The sequence below is a fragment of the Streptomyces sp. H51 genome (genome assembly GCF_035656535.1).
Classification (GTDB): Bacteria; Actinomycetota; Actinomycetes; order Streptomycetales; family Streptomycetaceae; genus Streptomyces.
Genome location: NZ_JAYMHD010000048.1, coordinates 162,371 through 183,403, shown reverse-complemented (window position 1 = coordinate 183,403; position 21,033 = coordinate 162,371). Strand labels below are relative to the sequence as shown.

The window sequence follows — 21,033 nt, the reverse complement described above, 5'->3', positions numbered from 1 at the left end:
GTCCGGGAAAGACCCTGATCGCGGGCTTCCCGGGGGACATTCAGCGCTCGGGGCGGCCGGGTACCCTGGCCTCGATGACCGTTTCGTCGGCACAGCGGACCCCAGGGAGCCGGATGGCGCGGGCGGAGGGTTCGCCGCTCCGGACCCGGCGGCGCGACCCGCAGCCGGTCGAGGTCACCCCGTTCCCTCATGCCCGGGAGCCATCGTGACTACAGCGCGCGCCCGAGCGGCCGCGGTCTTCGGCTGTCTCGCCCTCGCGGCACTGGGCCTGAGTGCCTGCGAGAGCACGACGGCCGCCAGACCCGCGAAGCCGTCGGCGGCCACGTCCGCCGAGAGCATGGGCGGCATGTCCGCGCTGGTCTCCGCGGCGAAACGGGAGGGCGCGCTCACGGCGATCGCGCTGCCGCGCGACTGGGCCAACTACGGCGCCCTGATCAGCGGCTTCGAGAAGAAGTACGGGATCAAGGTCACGGTCGTGGATCCGCAGAGCCACAGCGAGGACGAGATCGACACCTTGAGGAAGGCGGGGAAACGGCCGACGGCACCCGACGTGATCGACGTCGGCGACACGTTCGCGCGGAACGCCGCGGCGCAGCACCTGCTCGCGCCGTACGAAGTGGCCGCCTACGACGCGATCCCCCGCAACCAGAAGGACGCGAAGGCCCGCTGGTACAACAACTACGGCGGCTACATCTCCATCGGCTGCAACGCCGACCGGATCAAGCACTGTCCGGCGACTTTCGCCGATCCGCTGAAGCCGGGCCACAAGGGCAGGGTCGCACTCGTGGGCGACCCGACCCGGTCGGCCACCGCCTTCGCCGGCGTGTACGCGGCCGCGCTGGCGAACAACGGGTCGTTCGGGAACGTCCGGCCCGGTCTGGACTACTTCGCGGAGCTCGCGAGGACCGGCCGCTTCAACCCCGTCCACGCCAACTCGGCAACGGTCGAGAGCGGCCGGACCCCCATCAGCATCAACTGGGACTACATCAACCTCCACCTGACCGACCAGCTCCGCGACAAGGGCGTGAACTGGCAGGTCGCGATCCCCTTCGACGGCACCTTCGCCCAGTACTTCGCGCAGGCGATCAACAAGAACGCCCCGCACCCGGCGGCCGCCCGCCTGTGGGAGGAGTACCTGTTCAGCCCGGAGGGCCAGAACCTGCGGCTGCGCGCCTACGCCCGGCCGGTGCTCATGGACGCCATGAGGCGGAACGACACTCTCGACAAGGCCGCCGCCGCACGGCTGCCGACGGTCGAGGGAACGCCGCGGTTCCCGACGGACGCCCAACTGGAGAAGGCCCGGGAGACGGTCGACCAGGGCTGGTCGGCGGCGGTCTCCGGCTAACCGGGACGCCCACCGCCACCCGCCGCCCCGGCGGCGCGGGAAGCCCACCGCCACCCGCCGCCCCGGCGGCGGGTGGCGCCCACCGCGCGGTGCGGTCCCACCGGGCCGCCTCACCGCCGCTGCCGCGTGTCCGCCCTCGGTCGCATCCCTTCACCCGGCTGTCATACACCTGTAGCTTCCCTGCCGATGCAAGAACTTGCAGCAAGTTGCTGACACCGGCATCCCGAACGGCACCTGCACCGACGCCGTCACCGGGGACGTGAAGACCGTCCCGAACGGCACCCTGTCCGTCGCGGCGCCGGGCAAGGGCAATCTCCGGGTGTACGTGCCGAACGGCCCCGGCAAGATCGGCAGCGACGGCCCCTACCTGAAGTGAGGCACTCCGCCCGAGGTGAGGGACTCCGCCTGAAGTGGCGGCCCCCGCCCGAAGCCAGGTGCGGAGCGCGCCGGGCGACGCGATCCGGCCGCGCGCGCCCCCCTGACCGCCCCTCACCGAGGGGCGGACACCGGCCCCGTGACCGCGCCCACGGCAGACGAGGTCACGTCGGCTCACCTCCGCCACCTCTTGAACTCACCCCCCGGGAAGTCCACCATGGGAGCGCTCCCAAGCACCCCCGCCCCGGGAGCCACCCCACAGTGACTCAGGAGCCGCTGATGCCCCCCTCCGTGTCGTTACGCAGGCGCAGAACCCTCCCCACGGTCCTCCTGGCCGGTTCCCTCCTCCTCGGCGGTCTGCTGACCGCACCGGCCGCCGCGGGACTCGCCGACGCCGCGGCGGCGACCACGGCCGTCCGGGTCAACCAGGTCGGGTATCTTCCGGACGGCCCCAAGCGCGCCACCGTCGTCACCACGTCGTCGTCGGCGCTCACCTGGCAGTTGCGCAGCGCCTCCGGCACGGTGGTCGCCTCCGGCTCGACGGTCCCGCGCGGCGCGGACACGCCCTCCGGGCAGTCCGTCCAGGTGGCCGACTTCTCCTCGTACCAGGAGACGGGCACGGGGTACGTCCTGTCGGTGGACGGCAGCACCAGCGACCCGTTCGACATCCGCGCCGGCCTCTACGACGGGCTGCGCTCGGATTCGATGGCGTTCTTCTACCACCAGCGCAGCGGCATCGCCATCGAGTCCTCCCTGGTGGGCTCCGCCTACGCGCACCCGGCCGGGCACCTCGGCGTCGCGCCGAACAAGGGCGACACCTCCGTCCCCTGCCAGTCCGGGGTCTGCGACTACACCCGGGACGTCCGGGGCGGCTGGTACGACGCGGGCGACCAGGGCAAGTACGTGGTCAACGGAGGCATCTCCACCTGGCTCGTCGTCAACTCCTTCGAGCGGGCCCGTCGCGCGGGCACCGACGCCGCGCTGGGCGACTCCACCCTGCGTGTCCCCGAGCGCGGCAACGGCATGCCGGACGTCCTGGACGAGGCTCGCTGGGAGCTGGAGTTCCTGATGCGGATGCAGGTGCCGGACGGCAAGCCGTACGCGGGCATGGCGTTCCACAAGGTGCATGACGCCGCCTGGACCGCGCTGCCGACCCGCCCCGACCAGGACGCGCAGGTCCGTGAGCTGCACCGGCCGTCCACGGCGGCGACGCTCAACCTCGCGGCGACCGCCGCGCAGTGCGCCCGCGTCTACCGGCCGTACGACGCCGCGTTCGCCGACCGCTGCCTGGCGGCCGCCCGCAAGGCCTGGACGGCGGCGCAGGCCAACCCCGCGATGTACGCGCCCGATTCGGACAGCACGGGCGGCGGAGCCTACGGCGACACCCAGGTGAGCGACGAGTTCTACTGGGCGGCCGCCGAGCTGTACGCGACGACCGGCGAGAGCGCCTACCGGGACGCGGTCACCTCCTCGTCCTGGCACACCTCCGCCGGCGCCTTCACCCCGTACGGCTTCGGCTGGGCGGACACCGCCGCGCTGGGCCGGCTCACCCTGGCCACCGTGCCCAACGGGCTGCCCGCGTCCGACCTGGCCCGCATCCGCTCCTCGGTGACCTCGGCCGCCGACGGCTACCTGTCCACGATGGCCGGGCAGGGCTACGCGGTGCCCATTCCCAAGGACGGCTACTTCTGGGGCTCCAACAGCGAACTCGCGGACAACGCGGTCGTCATGGCCGTCGCCGGCGAGCTGACCGGGGACGCCCGCTACCGGGCCGGGGTCCTGGAGGCGATGGACTACCTGCTCGGCCGCAACGCCCTCGGCCGGTCGTACGTGACCGGGTACGGCGAGACGTCCTCGCACAACCAGCACCACCGCTTCTGGGCGCACCAGCTGGACGCCTCACTGCCGAACCCGCCGGCGGGTTCGCTCGCCGGCGGCCCGAACAGCGGTCTGCAGGACCCGGTGGCGCAGGAGAAGCTGGCCGGCTGCGCGCCCGCCGCCTGCTACATCGACGACATCGGCTCGTACTCCACCAACGAGGTGGCCGTCAACTGGAACGCCCCGCTGGCCTGGCTCGCCGCCTACGCCGCCGAGCGGACGTCCGGCGGCGGTGAGGAGCCCACGGCGGCCTGTGCGGTGACGTACAAGGTGGACAACGCCTGGAGCGACGGGTTCACCGCGACGGTGACCGTCAAGAACACCGGCTCGACCGCGGTCGACGGGTGGAAGCTGACCTGGAGCTATCCGGGCGGCCAGCGCGTGACGAACGCCTGGAACGCGACCGTCGCCCAGAGCGGAGCCGACGTCGTCGCCTCCGACGCGGGCTGGAACGGGAAGATCGCGCCGGGGGCGTCGGTGAGCTTCGGTCTCCAGGGCTCGCTCAGCGGGAGCAACCCCTCCCCCACCGCGTTCTCCCTGAACGGAGGCGCCTGCTCCTGACCTCTCCGCGACCGGGCCCGGGGACCCGGGTCCGGTCCGCCGGCCCCCCACCGGACCGCCGGCTCACCGCGGACACGCGGCGGGCCGGCGGTTCAGGCGCGTGCTCCTCCGGGGGCGCCCGATGCCGTTCAGGGTGTGCGGCGCACAGCGGCGAGCACGTGCGAAGGCGGTGGGCGGTGCCGGTCCGCCGGTGGTCAGCGGGCGCGGGCGGCGGCCGTTTTCCGGGGCAGGCTCTGCTCGCACCAGATGGTCTTGCCGCGACGGGTCTGCCGGGTGCCCCACCGCTGGGTCAGCTCGGCGACCAGCATCAGCCCCCGGCCGCCCTCGTCCGACAGCCGCGCCCGGCGCAGGTGCGGGGCGGTGTTGCTGCCGTCGGTGACCTCGCAGATCAGCGTGTCGACGTTGAGCAGCCGCAGCCGGACCGGCGGCTCGCCGTACCGCAGCGCGTTCGTGACCAGCTCGCTGACCACCAGTTCCGTGACGAAGCCGAGCTCGTCCAGCCTCCACCGGGCCAGCCGTTCCCCGGCCCAGGCGCGCGCCGTCGCCACGGCGGCCGGGTCGTCCGGGACGTCGAGGGTGGCCTCCTCCTCCGCGTCGAAGGTGTGGGTGCGTGCGACGACCAGCGCCACGTCGTCCGCGTGGGCCGACGGCACGACCGTCTCGACGACGTGGTCGCAGACCGCCTCCAGCGCGTCCGGCGGGTGCGACAGCGCCGAACAGAGACGCCGCAGGCTCAGGTCGGCGTCGGACGGCTCCAGCAGCCCGTCGGTGTACAGCGCCAGCAGGCTGCCCTCGGGCAGCTCGAACTCGGCCGACTCGTACACCCCGTTGCCCAGGCCGAGCGGCGGGCCGGGGGGCAGCCGGACCAGCCCGGCCTCGCCGTCGGGGGTGACCACGAACGGCGGCGGATGGGCCGCCCGGGCGGCCGCGCAGGTGCCGGAGACCGGGTCGAAGACGGCGTACAGGCAGGTGGCGCCCAGTTCGGCGGCGTCCGCGGACGAGCCGTCGTCGACCGGGGCGCTCCGGTCGACCAGGTCGTCGAGGTGGGTCAGCAGTTCGTCCGGCGGCAGATCCACGTCGGCGAGCGTGCGCACCGCGGTGCGCAGTCTGCCCATCGTGGCCGCCGCGCCCAGGCCACGGCCGATGACGTCGCCGACCACGAGCGCCACCCGGGCGCCCGACAACGGGATCACGTCGAACCAGTCGCCCCCGGCGCCGCCGGCCCCGTTGGCGGGCAGGTAGCGGGAGGCGGTCTCGACCGCCATCAGCGGCGGCAGCCGACTGGGGAGCAGGCTCCGCTGCAGTGTCAGCACGGCCGAGCGTTCCCGGGCGAAGCGGCGCGCGTTGTCCAGACACACGGCGGCCCGCGCCGCCAGCTCCTCGGCCAGGAGCCGGTCCTCGTCGGTGAAGGGCTGCTCCCGGGAGCGCAGCAGCACGGTGACGCCCAGCACGGTGCCCCTGGCCCGCAGCGGCAGGCTCATGATCGACCGGTAGCCGTGCTCCCGGACGCTGTCGGCGCGCGGCGGCTGATCCCTCAGCCAGGCCTGCGCGGCGGGATCGGTGAGCAGGTGCACCACCGGACGACCGGCCGTCATGCTGCGCACGGCGGGCGAGTGGGGCGGATAGAAGTCCACTTCGCCCGGTTGCAGCAGAGCCTCGGGGGCGCCGGGGCGTACGGAGTGGTTGGCCACCCGGCGCAGGGCGACCTGCCCGGTGAAGGGGCCGGGCTCGTCGCCCTTCAGCAGGGTGTCCAGCAGGTCGACGTTCACCCACTCGCCCAGCAGGGGCACCAGCTCCTCGGCGAGTTCCTCGGCGGTGCGCCGCACGTCGAGGGTGCTGCCGATGCGGGTACCGGCCTCGTTCAGCAGGGCCAGCCGGTCCGGTGAGCCGTTCCGCTCGGTCACGTCCTCGGCGGTCAGGCACAGGCCGGTGACGGTGCCGTCCGGACCGCGCAGCGGATGGGCGGCGACGGAGAGGGAACGCTCGCTTCCCGCGGAGGCGGACACCCTGCTGCGGATCCGCGTGGCCGGGGCAGGGTCGCCCGTGGCGAGCACCTGCCGCATGCGCGCCTCCCAGGCGGCGGTCTGCGGACCGGGAAGGATCTCCGTCACGCGCCGCCCGAACCAGGTGTCGTGGGCCGGGGCACCGGTGAGCCGGGCCATGGCCGGATTGCGCCGTACGCAGCGCAGCGACGTGTCGTACACCGAGAGGGCGACCGGGTGGTCGGCGAAGAGCCAGTCGAGCACCGCGGCGTCGCTCGGCGGGTACGGCCGCGCGGACGGCGGCCCGGCGGAGACCTGGTCGTCCGGCGGATCCCGAGGGGTCTGCTGCCCGGCTCGGACTTCTTCGTAGGTCATGCCCGCCGCCTCACCGGATGCTCGTACGCACGGAGCGTGGTCTCCGAGACCTCCTCCCCAAGTATGCGTCCGCCCCAGGGGCGCAACAATGCGGTGTCTGTGTGCGCCGGGCGTAAAAGGCGTGCCGCGATTCGTGCTGTGCAACAATTGGCTCAATATCAATATCTCCCGGTACCCCTCGCCGGGCGGCACCGAGCGCGCCCTCGGATCGGGAGGGAATCGCGCATGACAGGAATCTCCGCGATCGATATCGACCGCGCTATGGGCGAGAGCTTCGGCAACCGGATCATGGGACCTGGCAAGAAGACCCTCCCGCTGATCACCGCGGCCGACTTCGCCTGCGGCCTGTGCGCGGGCGATCCCACGGTCATGCTGCGGACCGTCCGCACGGCCGCCGAGCGGCACGGCGTCACGGTCGGCGCCCATCCCGGTCACCGCGCCGCGGAGGGGTTCGGCCGGCGCCGGATCCCGCTCGGCCCGGCACCGGCGTTCGGCACCGTCTTCCGCGTCGAGCAGCAGGGGCGGAGGCACACCGTCGTCGGCGGCCTTTGTCCGGAGTCGAGCGACGAAGAGAACGGCACCGCAGTCATCGGACGGAAAATCACCGGGACCGACATGGATTTCGCACTCGATCAGGTGCGGCAATTCCCGAGGAGCGGCCGGCCGCACACCGAGGCCGGAAATCCGGCGGGCATGACGGCGGACCTGACGGCGGGCGGTATCGGTCCGCGCGGCGACGGTGACCGTGCTGTCGAACCCGCGGCGACGGTCCGGCAGACGGTCGTGGAGGCGGGTGTCCCGGTCGAGGGGGTGGCGGCATGACGGGCCGTCCGGGGGTGCTCACCGAGCGCCCGACGGCTGAAACCCGGTCCGGCGGACCGGGCCGAACCTGAAAGGACCGCGCATGAGTGAGGAAACGGCCGTTGCGGCACCGTGCCCCGGTGTGTTCTACCGCCGCCCCGACCCCGGGTCGCCGCCCTACGTGGAGGTCGGCGACACCGTGGACGCGGGCACGGTGGTCGGACTGATCGAGGTCATGAAGATGTTCCAGGAGGTCCAGGCCGGGGCGTCCGGCCATGTCGCCGCGGTCCTCGTCGAGAACGAGCAGACGGTCGACGCGGGCCAGACCCTTCTCACCGTGGAGTGATCCGTGAGCACACGGACGGCACCCCTGCCCCGGGTCCTGGTCGCCGACCGCGGTGGGACAGCCGTGCGCCTCGTGAGCGCCTGCCACGACCTGGGCATCGAGGCCGTCGCCGTCCACTCGGCACCGGGCGCCGAGGCGCTGCGTGTCCGGGCGGGGGCAGGTGACCCGGCTGAAGTGGCCGGGCGGTCGGGGCGTCCGCATCGACACCGGCCTGGAGCAGGGTGACCGGATCCAGCCCTGCTACGACTCGATGATCGCGAAGGTGCTGGTGACCGGCCGGACCAGGGAGGAGGGCCGGAGCACGCAGGCCGGTGCGTGGAACGAGCATGGGAGTGGGGCGCGCGAGGTCCCTGTCGTGGGACCGGACCGCCGCCGCCGTGCTCGTCCAGCCCGTCAGTCGGTTCCCGGCCGGTGGGGATCCCGCGGCCCGATGACGAGCGCGGCGAGCATCCCGGCGAAGACCGCCGCCCACACCGCCAGCGCCGCCCACACCTCGCCCGCACCGGCCGCGGTCATCCAGCCAAAGCCCGCCGCCTCGCCCAGTTCCCGGGTCGCGACCCCGTACATGCCGACCGGGAAGACCATGCTCCAAAGACCCGTCTCGTACCGCACCGGCACGCGGCGCAGGACGTGCCGCCACAGGCCCAGAGCGATCAGCAGCGGGATCAGCCAGGTGCAGAACGACCACGCCACGGCCGAGACGCCCAGCACGAACGCCCCGGGCAGCAGCGCGTCCGCGGGCGGGAGGCGCAGGAGCCGCGCACCGGCCAGCACACTGATCGCGGCGGCGCCCATGAACACCCAGTAGGGCGGGACGAGTTCCCTCGGCTCGACGGGTTCCAGCAGCAGTCGGGCCAGTGCCAGCGCGGCGACCAGCAGGTACTGGAGCAGCCCGACGGCCCAGCACGACGAGGCCAGGACGCCCAGGGCCCGGCCGCCGCCGTGCGGGGCGAGCGCGACGGTGGCGACCGCGACGGACTGCGTGCCCACCACCCAGACGAACCAGGTGCCGTCGACCTGTCGCAGCGACAGGGGACGCGTGGAGCGGATCAGCAGCAGCGGCACACCGTAGCCGAGGACCAGCCAGCCGGCCGCGCCGACCGCCGTCAGTGCCGTGGCCGCGGCGTAGTACCCGTCGAGCACCAGGCGTCCGGCCAGCACGTCGGAGGCAGCGACGAAGGTGAGGAAGGCGAAGCCGCCAGGCCCGAGGAGGTCGCTGCGGAAACGCTCCCACCGGAACACCAGGCGCCACGCATGGCCCGCGCACAGCGCCAGGTACGCCACGGCCGCGATCCACAGCAGGGCCGTGCCGGAGACCGACGCGCCGTGCTCGGCCAGCGCGATGGACACGATGCCGGTGGCCATGACGAAGTCGAACGCTCCGGGGCTGAGGTCCTCCGCCGCACGGCGCCACGCACGTGTCGGCCTGCCGGACACCGCGGCCACGCCATCACCTCCGTCCCGGCTCCCCGGCCGCCGGTTCGCACGGGCAGGTGGGGCTTCCCCGGACCGCCCGACACCCAAACCAGGACGAACAGCATGATGTCCGGCCGTCCGGACCGGCCGCCGAGGCCCGCCACGCGCATCGCCCGCCGTCCTCGCGTCCCGCACATGGCCCGCGTGTAGGGCCGCGCGGCAGGGGGAAGCCGGGTGCAGCGACTTCCTCGAACGGGCACGGACGGGCGCGGACGGGCGGGCACTGACGGGCACGGACAGGCGCCCCACAATGGCCTGCTCAAGGCCCGGTTCGGCGCGTAATGTGACAAAGCAGGGCGGAACAACGACGGCGTCCGACGGCGCCGGGAGGAAGCACCATGGCTCACAGCCCGTGGCAGCAGCGGGGGCGGGGCCAGGCCGGGGACCGGGGAACCGCGTGGTCGCCGCAGCTCGCGCTGGACCGGCACCGGCTGCGGCGCCTGCTGGACGCGATCGGGGCGGTCAGCACCGACATGGACACCCGCACGGTGCTGCACCGCATCGTGGAAGCGGCCACCGACCTCGTGGCCGCGCGGTACGGGGCGCTGGGCGTGCTCTCGGAGAGCGGCAAGGTCATCGACCTGGTCACCGTAGGCATCGACGACCCGCAGGCGGCCCGCGCCGCCATGGGCCTGCCGCAGGGCCACGGGCTGCTGCACACCCTGGTGGACGACCGGCGGCCGTTGCGGGTGGCGGACGTGGCCGCGCACCCCCGTTCGATCGGCTTCCCGCCCGGGCATCCGGTGATGCGGACGCTGCTGGGCGTCCCGCTCCTGGTGCGCGGCACGGTCTACGGCGACCTCTACCTCGCCGACAAGCTGGACGGTACGCCTTTCGACGACGACGACGAGGACCTGCTGACGGCTCTGGCCGGCGCCGCGGGCGTCAGTCTGGAGAACGCCCGCCTGTACCAGCACCTCAAACGCGCCACCGAGCACTTCCAGCGCCGCATGCTGCCCGTGCTTCCCGACCTCTCGCCGCTCGAGGCCGCGGCCCGCTACGTACCCGCCTCCGAACTGGTGCGGCTGGGCGGGGACTGGTACGACGCCATGGTCCTGCCCGACGGCGCCACCTGTGTCGTGGTGGGCGACGTGACCGGCCACGACGTCGAGGCCGCCCCGCTGATGGGACAGGTCCGCAACATGCTGCGCGCCATCGCTCTCGACCGGTGCGAACCGCCCGGCCTGGTCATGTCAAGGCTGGACCAGGCGCTGACGAGGTTCACCGACCCGCCCACGGCCACCCTGGTCCTCGGCCGTATCGAGCGCGGCCGAGCAGGAGGCGGTGGGTACAGCTTCGGCTGGAGCAACGCCGGGCACCTGCCGCCGCTGCTGGTCGGCGCGGGCGGCGATGCGCGTTACCTGGCGCCCGCCCGGCACGGGATCCCGGTGGGCATCGACGCGAGCGTCTCCCGGTTCAGCCACGAACACCCGCTCCCCTGCGGCAGCACGCTGCTGCTGTTCACCGACGGGCTGGTCGAGCGCCGTGACCAGGACATCGACACCGGGCTGGGCAACCTTGCCGAGCAGGCCGCGCGTCTGTCCGCGGCCCCGCTGGAGGAGTTGTGCGACACCCTGATCAGCCGGAGCCGGCAGGTGTTCGACGACGATGTCGCCCTGCTGGTCCTGCGTGCCCCTTCCGACGGCCCGGCACGCTGACGGCCACGCGACCCGGATGCCGCCCCGGCCGTGGAAGAGCTCGGGCCGGCGTTCCATGATTCACCGCCGGCGGGCCGGGCCCGGCTCGGACGCGGCCGCCCGCCCGAGTGCCTCGGAATCACCCGACCGGACCTCTTTCGCTCTGCGCCGATCGGTGCCTCACCCCGCGTGTCAGCGCCCGGAGGACGCGTCGCGGACGCGCTGCGCCCGGAGCGACACGTCCGGCCCGGTGGTAGGACGGGAAGACGCGTCGTGCAACAGCATGTGGAGGCGAGACCATGACCGAAGCCGTGTACCACCCGGCCACCCCGGAGATCGGCCGGCGCCGCGCCCGGCTCGCTCCGGCCGTCAACGAGGCGTTCGAGAACTTCAGCCGGGCCGTGTTCGCCGAGGGGGCGCTGCCGGAGAAGACCAAGCAGCTGATCGCCGTCGCCGTCGCCCACGTCACGCAGTGCCCGTACTGCATTCAGGGCCACACCCGCCTCGCGCGGCGGAAGGGCAACAGCCCGGAAGAGATCATGGAGGCCATCTGGGTCGCCGCCGAGATGCGCGCCGGCGGCGCCTACGCCCACTCCACGCTCGCCCTGCACGCGATGGGAGAGACCGGACCCCACTGACGACAGCGGGCACACCGGAACCCCGAGCGGTCCTCGCCGCCCCGCGCACCGGGCGGTCTCTCCGCTCGCCTGCGGGCGGCGCCCTGCCGGGCCGGACACGGAAAGCCCGGCACGCTTCGTGCCGGGCTTGTCCGGACCGCCGGATCAGACGACGCGGATGTTCTCCGCCTGGGGACCCTTCTGGCCCTGCGTGACGTCGAACTCGACGTGCTGGCCCTCCCGCAGTTCGCGGTAGCCCTGACCGGTGATGTTGGAGTAGTGGGCGAAGACGTCCGGGCCGCCGCCCTCTTGCTCGATGAAGCCGAAGCCCTTCTCCGCGTTGAACCACTTCACAGTGCCCTTGGCCATGTCTGTCTCCTTCGAGGGTGTTCGGGCCCGCACGGTGCTGCGGGTCCGGAGGTGATCGCCCTGGTCCGGAGAGGGCTGCACGGCAAAGCGCCCGCAGGCAAGGTGACCGCGGGCGAACGACTTCGGAACCACGACTGCTCTGTGGATTACGCTAAGCCCTCTTCCGAGGGCACCGCCAGGCCGAAACGCCGTGGGACCCGTCGTACGCCGGTGCACGGCGAAGGCGATGCGCCCCTCAGTCGGCGACATGGGGCCAGTGTGCGAGGCTGCCGAACGAGGGGGCGGTTCGTGTGGCCTCCTCCGTCGAGGGGCAGATCTCGTAGGACTCACGCAGGCCGCTGAGGTCGAAGATCCTCAGGGTCCGGCCGGAGGCGGACGCGACGCGCAGTGAGCCGTCGTGCTGCCGGATGCGTTTCGTGATCGCCACGATCACGCCCAGCCCCATCGAGTCCATGAAGGGCACGAAACCCAGGTCCAGGACGAAGTGGTGGTGTCCGTCGTCGATGAGCTTGATCACCGCTTCCCGGATCATGGGGGCGGTGTGGGCGTCCACGTCGCCGTCGAGTTCGACGACGGTCCAGCCGTTCACCACGGTGTAGCTCACGGTCATGCTCTCGTGCCGGACGATGTTCGCTCGCATTGCCGTCACCTGTTCCGGGTCAGCCATTCGGCGAGGACGGCGGCCTGGCTGTGGTCGACGTCCTTGGTGGCGGTCAGCAGCATGAGCTTGTCGTGCGCTGCCAGGTCACGCAGGTGTCCGGCCGCCTCGCGGTGTCCGGCGTCGCGCAGTTCCGCCAGATAGCGGCGGCGGAACTCGGCGAACCGGCTGGGTTCATGGGCGTACCACTTGCGCAGTTCGTTCGACGGTGCGACATCGCGCAGCCACTCGTCCAGATGCGCGTCCTCCTTGCGCATGCCCCGTGGCCAGATCCGGTCGACCAGCACGCGCCTGCCGTCCTGCGGCGTGGCTTCCTCGTAGATTCTGCGACAGGTGATCTGTTCGGCCATGACCGTGCCCTTCCAGATCGGTCGGGACTCCCGGCCCGGACAGGCAGCTCCAGTCGCTGCCGCGAAGCGCGTGGACCCGACCCGTCCATCTTATCGAGCGGTCGTGCGCATCGGCCGGGATGCCGCCGGGTCGGTCGGGCCGATCCGGCAGGGGCGGCGTCCGGAACGGCGTATCGACGAGGAGGGCACATGCCCGGCAGACGGCCTTCGGCCCAGGCACCTGATTTTCCCGCGCGGACGGCGCCTCGGACGCGCTCACCGGGCGAGCTGGACGCGGCGGTGACGACCTGCCGGGCGTGCCCGCGGCTGGTGGCCTGGCGGGAGGAGGTCGCGCGGGTCAGGCGCAGGGCGTTCCGGGACTGGGAGTACTGGGCGCGTCCGGTGCCCGGGTTCGGCCCGGCGGACGCGTCGCTGGTCATCGTCGGGCTGGCTCCGGCCGCGCACGGCGGGAACCGCACCGGGCGCATCTTCACCGGTGACCCGTCCGGCGACGCGCTGTACGCCGCCCTGTACGACATCGGGCTGGCCTCCCAGCCGGTCGCCGCGCACCGCGACGACGGGATGGAGCTGTACGGGGTGCGGATCACGGTGCCGGTGCACTGCGCTCCCCCGGCCAACCGGCCCACCACGACCGAACGCGACACGTGCCGTCCGTGGCTCGCCCGCGAGCTGGAGCTGCTGCGGCCGACCCTGCGGGCGGTCGTGGTCCTCGGCGCGTTCGCCTGGCACGCGCTGCTGCCCGTGCTGGCCGGCGCCGGATGGCGGCTGCCGAGACCGCGCCCGGTCTTCGGGCACGGCGCCGAAGCGCCGGTCGTCGATCCGGCGGGCGAGCGGGAGGTGTGGCTGATCGGCGGTTACCACCCCAGCCGGCGCAACATGTCCACCCGCACCCTCACACCCGCCATGCTCCGCGACGTCCTGCGCCGTGGCGCGGAGGCCGCCGGACTGCCCACCCGTACCGGAGCGCGCCCCCTGGACACCTGAGACCGGTGTCCAGGGCGGGCGGATCGCGGCGGCCGGGCACGGGGCACCCCGGGGTGCGGGGGCGGGTGCCCGTGCGGAGGCGGTGGGGCGGGGCCGGTCAGTCGTCCGAGAGGGCCGGCCCGAAGCGGAAGAGGTTGGCCGGGTCCTCGGCGCGCTTGACGGCGACGAGCCGGGCGTGGTCCTCCGCGCCCCACACCGCGGCCACGTCCTCCGGAGTGGAGACCGCGGCGAAGTTGAGCAGCGCGCCACCGGTCGACCAGGGCTTCAGCGCGTCGACGACGCCGTTCCCGGCCGCGGGGACCGCCTCCTCCAGGCCGGGCAGCAGCGGGCCGACCACGTGCACGCAGTAGGCGCCGTCACGGCCGGCGACCGCGTTCGGCGGGGTCGCGGGACGGGACAGGGCACCGCCGAGCTGCCGGATCTCCACGACGAGCGGAGGCACGTCGGCCTGCGGGCCCGCCGCCGCGATCAGGGCGTCGACGGTGTCCTCGTCGAGCGTGCGGAGCAGGCTGCCCTGGTGCCAGCCGGGCATGGGGTGCGTGGGGTCCTGGCACACCGAGTCCGTCTCCGTGAACGGCAGCTGCCCGATGTGGTCCAGCACCGCCTGGCCGCTCCGGCGCATGGGCGCGAGCAGCGCCTCGCCCTCCTCGGCCGGGCCGTTGAACGAGTACCGCAGGTGGACGACGAACTTGCCGCGCAGCGGCTCCGGGATCTCCTCCAGCGGCGGCAGACGCAGCAGGGCGACGGAGCTGTGCGCCGTCTCGGGAAGCGTCGGCGCCCAGGCGCGGTAGGCGTGCAGCACCGAGGCCGTCGAGGAGGCGTCGAAGAAGATGCCTCCGGCGTACAGGGTGGTCACCGGGAAGAGACGGACCTCGATGGCGGTGACGATGCCGAACTGGCCCCGTCCGCCGCGGACGGCCCAGAACAGGTCCGGCTCGGCGTCGGCCGTCACGTGCCGCAGGCGGCCGTCGGCCGTCACCAGGTCGAGCGCGACCACGTGGTCGGCGGCGAAACCGTACTCCCGGCTCAGCAGACCGATGCCGCCGCCGAGGGTGTAGCCGACCGCTCCCACACCGGAGGACGAGCCGCACAGCGGGGCGAGGCCGTGCCCGGCGGCGGCGTCGACGACCTCGCGCCAGCGGGTCCCCGCCTCGATGCGCGCCACGGACCGCTCGGGGTCGACGACGACTCCGCGCATGCCGCGGGTGCTGATGAGCAGCCCGCCGTCGCACGGCGCGCTCCCGTGCCCGGTGGCCTGGACGGCGACCGGGACGCCCCGCTCGGCGGCCCAGCGCACCGCGGCCACGACGTCCTGCGCGTGGCCGGCCGCCACCACGGCGACCGGGTGGTGCACGACGGCCAGGTTGAAGCCGGCGGCCTCCTCGGCCAGTCCGGGGTCGCCCTGCAGGTACACCTGGCCCGAGACCCCGGAGCGCAGCAGCCGTACGTCGTCTTCGGTGAGGGAGCGGTGGGGGGTCACTGGCGTGGGCATCGGTATGTCTCCAGTCCTGAGAAGGGCTTCGAACCGTTCGGCCGGCCCGTCGGCAGGTCTCCTCGTGGAGCGCCTGACCGGGTGGCCGGAACCGATCCTGCGGGCCGGTTCTGCAAGGCAGCTGGAACGGTGTTCCAGAGGGCGGCGACGGGTTTCCAGCGACCTTCAAGGCGTCGGCCGGACTCCAGCGGCCGTCAAGCGACGGCCCGGTCGCGGTGGGCTCCGAGGCGACGGTCCGGTCCCGGCGAACGCCGAGGTGACGGCCGGTGGAGACCCGGGAAGCGGGCCGGGGTGCGGCCGTGGCACGGCCTCGCGCCGGCCCGCCACCGCGCAGTCGGCCGGACAGTAATGTCACGGATATGTCCGGATGGGCGGCAGCCGTTCTGCTTTGGCGACCTTTTCTGGCATTCTCTTGGTCCAATTGAGGGACGGGGCGAAGAATGCACGAGGTCCGCATCGGTGTACTGGGGCCTGTTTCGGCCAGCGTGGACGGCCGGCCGGTCGCGTTGGGAGGGATACGGCAGCGTGCCGTGCTCGCGGTGCTGGTGGCCGCCCGCGGCAGGCTGGTGCCGCAGGACGTGTTGATCAACGATGCGTGGGACGGCCAGAGCGACCCCACCACGGCCACCCTGCACTCGTACATAGCGGGCCTGCGCAAGGTACTGGAGCCGGGACGCGCGACCGGGGGCTCGGCGCGGGTGCTGGTCCGGGAGGGCCTCGGGTACGCCCTGCGCCTGAAGCCGGATCAGGTGGACGCGGAGCGGTTCACGGAACTCGCCGCACAGGGCGAGCGTCTCGTGCGCTCGGGGGACCCCGAGGCGGCCGCCGCCGTGCTCGGTGAGGCCCTCGGGCTGTGGCGGGGACCCGCGTACCACGAGTTCGCCGAGTACGCCTTCGCCGTGCCCGAGGCCGCCCGGCTGCACGGTCTTCGGCTGTCCGCCCAGGAGGACCTGTTCACCGCCGAACTGGCCCGGGGGCGGCACACCGCGGTGATCGGCGACCTGGAGAAGCACACGGCCGAGCAGCCGCTCAGCGAACGGGGCTGGGAACTGCTCGCGCTGGCCCTGTACCGGTCGGGGCGGCAGGGCGACGCGCTGTCGGCGCTGCGCACGGCCCGCCGGGTGCTCGCGGAGGAACTGGGCGTCGACCCGGGACCGTCGCTGCGCCGCCTGGAGGTGGCGCTGCTGGAGCAGGACTCCTCCGCCGCGCCGCCGGTCACCGGCCCGGTGCAGCCGGTGGACCTCGAGCCCGCGTCCCCGGCACGGCGCGGTCGCCGGCTGCCCCTGGCGCTGACCGGACTCGTCGGACGGGACGAGGAGCGGGCCCGCATCGGCGCCCTGCTCCGGGAGAACCGCCTGGTCACGCTCACCGGCGCCGGCGGCATCGGGAAGACCCGGCTCGCCCTCGAGGTGGCCCACGCGCGCGACGACGAGGACGGGCCGTGGCTGGTGGAGCTCGCCGACCTGGAGACCCCCGATCCCGAGCTGCTGGTCGCCGACATCGCCGACGTGCTCGGCTTCCGCGACGCCACGACGGCGGAGCGCCTGGCGCAGGTGCTCGGCGCGCGCAGCACACTGCTGCTCCTGGACAACTGCGAGCACGTGCTGAGCGCCGCCGCGAGCACCGTCGCCCACCTGCTGTCGCACTGCCCCGGCCTGCGGATCCTCGCCACCAGCCGCGAGCCGCTGAGCGTGGCGGGCGAGGTGGTGTACGAGGTCGGGCCGCTGCCGCCCGGGGCGGCCCGGGAGCTGTTCTTCGCCCGGGCGGCCGCCGCCGTTCCCGGCTGGGTCCCGGACACCCACGAGATCGCGACCGGCGAGGCGATCTGCCAGGAACTCGACGGGCTGCCGCTGGCCATCGAACTGGCCGCCGCCCAGTGCCGCATGCTGGCGGTGGACCAGATCGCGCAGGCCCTCGACGATCCCTTCGCGGTGCTCGTCGGCGGACCGGAGACCGGCCCCGCCCGGCACCGGGCGCTGCAGACCACCGTGGAGTGGAGCCACCGGCTGCTGAACCAGCCCGAGCGTGAGCTGTTCTACCGGCTCAGCGTGTTCGCGGGCGGCTTCGACCTGGACGCCGCGACCGCGGTCGGCGGCAGGCCGGTGCTCTCCGACCTGACCGCGCTCGTCCGCAAGTCCCTGCTCGCCACGGTGGCCGGCAGCCGGCCCCGGCGCTACCGCATGCTCCAGACCCTCAAGGACTTCGCCCGCCGCAAGGCCGATCCGGCGGTGCTGACCGCCGCCCAGGCGTCGCACCGGTCGTGGGTGCTGGGCCGGGCCGAGGCGGCCGAGCAGCTGCTGTACGGCAAGCACGCGCGGGCGGGCATGGAACAGACGACCCGGGACCTGCCCGAGATCAGGGCGGCGTTCACCTCCGCGCTGCTCGCCAGGGACTCCGAGTACGCGCTCCGCCTGGCCGGCGCCCTGCACCGGTACTGGTACCGGTGGGGTCACATCGCCGAGGGCCTGGGCTGGCTGAAGGCGGCCCTGGACATCTGCCCCGAGGGCGCGCCGGGTCCGCGGGCACGCGCGCTGATGGGGATGGGGGCGCTGTCCTACCTGCTGGGCGACTTCGCGACGGCGGCCCAGGCGTCGGCGGAAGCGGCCCGGCACGCCCGGGAGGCCGACGACCTCAGGTCCGAGGCCGGGGCGCTCGCCTACCGTGCGCTGTTCGAGGGGCTGCTGGGCAAGCCGGGCAGCGAGAAGATCGCCGAGGGCGCGGTCGTACTGGCCCGCGCGTCGCAGGAACCCTGGCTGGAGTCCGAGACGCTCATGGTCCTCGGGATGCTGCTGCGCATGACGGGACCGAGCGACCGCGCACGGGAGATCCTGACCCGGTCCAGGGAACTGGCCAGGGCCTGCGGTCACCGGTTCGTCCAGGCGTCGTCCGCGTGGCTGCTGATGAAGAGCGACATCGACGAGGGCCGCCCGGCCGAGGCGCTCGCCGCGGGCGTGACCGCCCTGCGGGTGATCGAGGAGGAGGGCGACGTCACCGGCTGGCTGGCGATCGCCCACGCCACCGCCGCCGCGCTGACGCTGACCGGGCACCGGGAGGCCGGTGCCATGCTCCTGGGCGTCGTCGAGGAACAGGGTTCCCGCATCGGGTACTCGCCGGTCCTCATGGACCCCGTCGACGGGCCGGGGCACGCCCGGCTCGTCCGGGACGCGCTGTCCACGGAGGACTTCGTCCGCTGCCACGAGGCGGGCCGGAAGATGTCGCCCGCGGACATGAACGAGTACATGTATCGCTCCGTCACCTCTCTCGGGGCGGGCGCGGACCGGGAAGCGGGAGCGGAAGCCGACGTGCGCCCTCGTCCGTGACCGGCACCGGTCCGGCCGCCGGGGCGCCCGTCCCCGGCTGCGACGCGGCCGACGGTGGTGAGGCACCCCCGTACCCCACCACCGTCATGCGTCCCCGTGGATCCGGGCGTCTGTGCGCCCGTTCCCGGTGGTGGTGCGCCCGGCGGTGAGGCACCCCCGTACCCAGCCACCGTCACGCATCCCTTTTCCCGGACACGATGCTGGCTCCATCGGCTTGGAGTTCGCTGGGAAGCCGGGACCGGCGGGCCGTGGGCCGGTTCCAGTGGCCTTGCAGAGTGGATCTCCATGCTCCGCTACGGCCGCCCGGACGGCGCGGGTGTCCGACCCGCCCCGGGCGTCGCACGGTCCGAACGCCGGACCTGCCGCCCGACGGAGGAAGGAATCGCCGTGCCGAACACCCGCGTGCCGTCCCTCGACGGCCTGGCCGCGCCGCGCTCCGGCGCGGCGGGTCCCGTCCTCGTCCCGGGCGGCCCCGGACCCGGCGCGGACACCGCCGGCCGCCGCCCGCCCGTCCGGCACCGTCCCGGGGCCGTGGTGGGCGCCGTGTGCGCGCGGGACGCCGTCGGCACCGTGCGGTGGGCCGAGGCCCCGGTACTGCCGGTGACGGTCCGGCGGACGGGGCAGGGTCCCGTGGAATCGCACGGGGGGCCGCTCGTCACGACCGGGCGGACGCGTCCGGCCGGCCTCGCGCCGGCGGTCGCCGCGTACGCCGCCTGACCGCGCCCGCCCCGAATGGAGTCCCGATGAGGGAGCCAAGCCGCTCCGACATGCCCGCCGCGCCGTCCACCACCCTTCCCGAGGACCTGCTGCTGCTCCACACGCATCCCAGGACCGGAGCCCTGAAGCCACCGCGTCACACCGGTCTGCTCCTGGCCGGAGCCATGCTCACCGAGCTGCTGCTCCGCGGGGCGATCACCGTGCGGGACTCCCGGGTCACGCTGGAACGGCAGGCCGCGGCGGCCGACCCGCTGTCCGGCGACCCGCTGTCCGGCGACCCGCTGTCCGGCGACCCGCTGTCGGCGGACCTGCTGCGGCGGCTGCGGGACGCCGGTGGCGGATCCCGCTCGGCGAGCCTGGAGCGCTGGGTGCGCGAGGCGGCCTCGCCCAGCCCCGACGCCGACTGGCTCAAGCTGCTGACCGCCCGCGGCCTCGCGGCCCGACGGCCCCGGCGCCTGCTGGGCGTCCTGGACGTCGGCGGCGACCGATTGCGGGCGGACCCGGGCTGGCCCGCGCGGCTGGCCTCCCGGGCCGGGGTCGCCGTCCGGTCCGGGAAGGGGGGACCGGCGGCCGGGCCGTCCGACGCCCGCGACCTCCATCTCGCCGCCCTGATCGGGGCGAGCGCGTTCGTGGAACGGCTGCCCGCGCCGTTCCGGGACCGGGGCCTGGTCGATCCGTTGATGGACCTCGCCTTCGAGTTGCCGATCGCGGACGCCACCAGGGAACTGCTCCAGGCCGCCGGTTCCGGTGGCCGCGGCGACGGCATCGATCTGACCGACAACGACTGGGGCTTCCTCAGCGACAGCGGCTGAGTCCCCGTCACCGCGACCGCGGCGGGGGCGTGAGCCGATGCCGCGACCCGGGCGTTCGCGGCGGAGGGCCGTCGGCCCTGGGGCCTTGAAGCCGGCTGCAAGCCGCGCGGCAGCGGACGGCCGTCCTCTGCAGCCGCCTTGCAGCAGGTGGCCGGACACTCGTCGGGACCCGGGCCACGCCTCGAAGGCCGGCGCCCGGCCTGCCACTTGATCCGTTCGTTCCGTCTCCAGGGAGAGACCCATGCGCACCGTCCCCACCGCCCCGTCCCGTCGAGGTCCCCGCCGCGTCGCCGCCGCCCTGGGTCTTTCGCTCGCCGCGCTCCTGGTGGGCTGCGGCCCGACCGGGGACGTGGACGGCATCGCCGGATCGGGCGCCGCGACACCGGGCGCCAAGACCCCCGCTGCCGCGGCCTCCACCACCGCGGCCGGCAAACCCGCGGGCAAGGTCTCCGCCCAACTGGTCGGCGAATGGCAGGAGCCGTCCGACTACCTGACGCTCGGCAAGCGCAACCTGGACATCTACGACCCGCAGTCGGGCTGGCCGTCCGATCCGGACGCCGTCCGGGCCGGCAGCGGCATCCGTATCACCGCCGACGGCCACTACGTCTGGTCCGGCTACACCGCGACCAACATCAGCGGCAGCGCCTGCCACAGCCGGGCGCTCACCTACCAGCGCGGCAAGGCAACCCAGGACGGACAGACGATCATCCTGGAGCCGGAGATCAACCGCCAGGCGTACCAGGGCGGCTGCAACAGCGACTCGGACATGGACGCGGAGCAGGACCACTCCCCGCAGCGCTGGGGATGGCAGCGCACCACCGACGACCAGGGCCGCGTCCACCTGAAGCTGGTCTCCGTGGAGAAGAGCCACGACTACGTCCTCGTCACCGACTGAGCACCGCGCCACCCCCACGCCACGCGAGGAGCCCTTGACGCTC

The 21,033-nt window shown here is 73.7% G+C and carries 18 protein-coding genes and 2 pseudogenes; 14 read left to right on the top strand and 6 right to left on the bottom strand.

The window, feature by feature from the left end; all coding sequences use genetic code 11:
• The first annotated feature begins 205 nt into the window (after window positions 1-205).
• The 3 genes from VKA29_RS14395 to VKA29_RS14385 all read left to right on the top strand — a co-directional run bounded on the left by VKA29_RS14395 (window position 206) and on the right by VKA29_RS14385 (window position 4,159).
• Window positions 206-1,345, top strand: a complete 1,140-nt coding sequence (locus VKA29_RS14395; protein ID WP_324785910.1) for an ABC transporter substrate-binding protein — start codon at window positions 206-208, stop codon at window positions 1,343-1,345.
• 196 nt (window positions 1,346-1,541) lie between these two features.
• Entirely contained in the window at window positions 1,542-1,721 is a 180-nt protein-coding gene (locus VKA29_RS14390) for a hypothetical protein (protein ID WP_324786093.1), read from the top strand.
• A gap of 278 nt (window positions 1,722-1,999) precedes the next feature.
• Window positions 2,000-4,159, top strand: a complete 2,160-nt coding sequence (locus tag VKA29_RS14385; protein WP_324785909.1) for a glycoside hydrolase family 9 protein — start codon at window positions 2,000-2,002, stop codon at window positions 4,157-4,159.
• Window positions 4,160-4,353: 194 nt separating this feature from the next.
• On the opposite strand, the gene VKA29_RS14380 is transcribed toward VKA29_RS14385, so the two are convergent.
• Complete coding sequence (locus tag VKA29_RS14380) at window positions 4,354-6,516, bottom strand: SpoIIE family protein phosphatase (protein WP_324785908.1); 2,163 nt, start codon at window positions 6,514-6,516, stop codon at window positions 4,354-4,356.
• Window positions 6,517-6,741: 225 nt separating this feature from the next.
• Here VKA29_RS14380 and VKA29_RS14375 point away from each other — a divergent pair, with 225 nt between their 5' ends.
• From VKA29_RS14375 to VKA29_RS36970, 4 genes and pseudogenes are all read left to right on the top strand, one after another.
• A complete protein-coding gene (locus VKA29_RS14375; RefSeq protein ID WP_324785907.1) occupies window positions 6,742-7,338 on the top strand; it encodes a LamB/YcsF family protein in 597 nt (198 codons plus the stop codon).
• A gap of 82 nt (window positions 7,339-7,420) precedes the next feature.
• Entirely contained in the window at window positions 7,421-7,663 is a 243-nt protein-coding gene (locus VKA29_RS14370) for an acetyl-CoA carboxylase (protein ID WP_324785905.1), read from the top strand.
• Window positions 7,664-7,666: 3 nt separating this feature from the next.
• Window positions 7,667-7,804, top strand: a pseudogene (locus VKA29_RS36975) (biotin carboxylase N-terminal domain-containing protein); the annotation flags it as partial.
• A gap of 1 nt (window position 7,805) precedes the next feature.
• Window positions 7,806-7,958 (top strand): annotated as a pseudogene (locus tag VKA29_RS36970) (hypothetical protein); the annotation flags it as partial.
• Window positions 7,959-8,056: 98 nt separating this feature from the next.
• Here the strand turns inward: VKA29_RS36970 and VKA29_RS14360 are convergent.
• Window positions 8,057-9,109: a tellurite resistance/C4-dicarboxylate transporter family protein gene (locus VKA29_RS14360; protein ID WP_324785903.1), complete on the bottom strand. Its 1,053-nt coding sequence runs from the start codon at window positions 9,107-9,109 to the stop codon at window positions 8,057-8,059.
• Window positions 9,110-9,477: 368 nt separating this feature from the next.
• On the opposite strand from VKA29_RS14360, the gene VKA29_RS14355 reads away from it, so the two are divergent.
• Both VKA29_RS14355 and VKA29_RS14350 read left to right on the top strand, forming a co-directional pair.
• On the top strand, window positions 9,478-10,797 hold the full coding sequence (locus VKA29_RS14355) for a GAF domain-containing SpoIIE family protein phosphatase (protein WP_324785902.1): 1,320 nt from the start codon (window positions 9,478-9,480) through the stop codon (window positions 10,795-10,797).
• 278 nt (window positions 10,798-11,075) lie between these two features.
• Window positions 11,076-11,414: a carboxymuconolactone decarboxylase family protein gene (locus VKA29_RS14350; protein WP_324785901.1), complete on the top strand. Its 339-nt coding sequence runs from the start codon at window positions 11,076-11,078 to the stop codon at window positions 11,412-11,414.
• Between the two features lie 144 nt (window positions 11,415-11,558).
• Here VKA29_RS14350 and VKA29_RS14345 read toward each other — a convergent pair whose 3' ends face one another.
• The 3 genes from VKA29_RS14345 to VKA29_RS14335 form a co-directional block, all read right to left on the bottom strand.
• On the bottom strand, window positions 11,559-11,762 hold the full coding sequence (locus tag VKA29_RS14345; RefSeq protein WP_324785900.1) for a cold-shock protein: 204 nt from the start codon (window positions 11,760-11,762) through the stop codon (window positions 11,559-11,561).
• 235 nt (window positions 11,763-11,997) lie between these two features.
• Window positions 11,998-12,402, bottom strand: coding sequence for an STAS domain-containing protein (locus VKA29_RS14340; protein WP_324785899.1), 405 nt, complete (start codon window positions 12,400-12,402; stop codon window positions 11,998-12,000).
• A gap of 5 nt (window positions 12,403-12,407) precedes the next feature.
• Entirely contained in the window at window positions 12,408-12,770 is a 363-nt protein-coding gene (locus tag VKA29_RS14335; RefSeq protein ID WP_324785898.1) for a DUF488 domain-containing protein, read from the bottom strand.
• Window positions 12,771-12,959: 189 nt separating this feature from the next.
• Here VKA29_RS14335 and VKA29_RS14330 point away from each other — a divergent pair, with 189 nt between their 5' ends.
• Complete coding sequence (locus VKA29_RS14330) at window positions 12,960-13,754, top strand: uracil-DNA glycosylase (RefSeq protein WP_324785897.1); 795 nt, start codon at window positions 12,960-12,962, stop codon at window positions 13,752-13,754.
• 97 nt (window positions 13,755-13,851) lie between these two features.
• Here VKA29_RS14330 and VKA29_RS14325 read toward each other — a convergent pair whose 3' ends face one another.
• Complete coding sequence (locus tag VKA29_RS14325; protein ID WP_324785896.1) at window positions 13,852-15,246, bottom strand: FAD-binding oxidoreductase; 1,395 nt, start codon at window positions 15,244-15,246, stop codon at window positions 13,852-13,854.
• Window positions 15,247-15,686: 440 nt separating this feature from the next.
• Here VKA29_RS14325 and VKA29_RS14320 point away from each other — a divergent pair, with 440 nt between their 5' ends.
• The 4 genes from VKA29_RS14320 (at window position 15,687) to VKA29_RS14305 (ending at window position 20,990) form a co-directional block, all read left to right on the top strand.
• On the top strand, window positions 15,687-18,566 hold the full coding sequence (locus VKA29_RS14320; RefSeq protein WP_324785895.1) for a BTAD domain-containing putative transcriptional regulator: 2,880 nt from the start codon (window positions 15,687-15,689) through the stop codon (window positions 18,564-18,566).
• A 387-nt stretch (window positions 18,567-18,953) separates the two neighbouring features.
• Complete coding sequence (locus VKA29_RS14315; protein ID WP_324785894.1) at window positions 18,954-19,283, top strand: hypothetical protein; 330 nt, start codon at window positions 18,954-18,956, stop codon at window positions 19,281-19,283.
• Window positions 19,284-19,309: 26 nt separating this feature from the next.
• A complete protein-coding gene (locus tag VKA29_RS14310; RefSeq protein ID WP_324785893.1) occupies window positions 19,310-20,095 on the top strand; it encodes a GPP34 family phosphoprotein in 786 nt (261 codons plus the stop codon).
• Window positions 20,096-20,336: 241 nt separating this feature from the next.
• The gene (locus VKA29_RS14305; protein WP_324785892.1) at window positions 20,337-20,990 is read left to right on the top strand and encodes a hypothetical protein; all 654 of its coding nucleotides are present in this window, start codon (window positions 20,337-20,339) and stop codon (window positions 20,988-20,990) included.
• Window positions 20,991-21,033 lie beyond the last annotated feature (43 nt).

What these genes read in the sequence shown, in the direction of transcription:
- VKA29_RS14385 (WP_324785909.1), top strand. Translation starts at nt 2,000, where the DNA reads ATGCCCCCCTCCGTGTCGTTACGCAGGCGCAGAACCCTCCCCACGGTC.
- VKA29_RS14380 (WP_324785908.1), bottom strand. Translation starts at nt 6,516, where the DNA reads ATGACCTACGAAGAAGTCCGAGCCGGGCAGCAGACCCCTCGGGATCCG.
- VKA29_RS14375 (WP_324785907.1), top strand. Translation starts at nt 6,742, where the DNA reads ATGACAGGAATCTCCGCGATCGATATCGACCGCGCTATGGGCGAGAGC.
- VKA29_RS14370 (WP_324785905.1), top strand. Translation starts at nt 7,421, where the DNA reads ATGAGTGAGGAAACGGCCGTTGCGGCACCGTGCCCCGGTGTGTTCTAC.
- VKA29_RS14355 (WP_324785902.1), top strand. Translation starts at nt 9,478, where the DNA reads ATGGCTCACAGCCCGTGGCAGCAGCGGGGGCGGGGCCAGGCCGGGGAC.
- VKA29_RS14350 (WP_324785901.1), top strand. Translation starts at nt 11,076, where the DNA reads ATGACCGAAGCCGTGTACCACCCGGCCACCCCGGAGATCGGCCGGCGC.
- VKA29_RS14345 (WP_324785900.1), bottom strand. Translation starts at nt 11,762, where the DNA reads ATGGCCAAGGGCACTGTGAAGTGGTTCAACGCGGAGAAGGGCTTCGGC.
- VKA29_RS14340 (WP_324785899.1), bottom strand. Translation starts at nt 12,402, where the DNA reads ATGCGAGCGAACATCGTCCGGCACGAGAGCATGACCGTGAGCTACACC.
- VKA29_RS14335 (WP_324785898.1), bottom strand. Translation starts at nt 12,770, where the DNA reads ATGGCCGAACAGATCACCTGTCGCAGAATCTACGAGGAAGCCACGCCG.
- VKA29_RS14330 (WP_324785897.1), top strand. Translation starts at nt 12,960, where the DNA reads ATGCCCGGCAGACGGCCTTCGGCCCAGGCACCTGATTTTCCCGCGCGG.
- VKA29_RS14325 (WP_324785896.1), bottom strand. Translation starts at nt 15,246, where the DNA reads ATGCCCACGCCAGTGACCCCCCACCGCTCCCTCACCGAAGACGACGTA.
- VKA29_RS14320 (WP_324785895.1), top strand. Translation starts at nt 15,687, where the DNA reads ATGCACGAGGTCCGCATCGGTGTACTGGGGCCTGTTTCGGCCAGCGTG.
- VKA29_RS14310 (WP_324785893.1), top strand. Translation starts at nt 19,310, where the DNA reads ATGAGGGAGCCAAGCCGCTCCGACATGCCCGCCGCGCCGTCCACCACC.
- VKA29_RS14305 (WP_324785892.1), top strand. Translation starts at nt 20,337, where the DNA reads ATGCGCACCGTCCCCACCGCCCCGTCCCGTCGAGGTCCCCGCCGCGTC.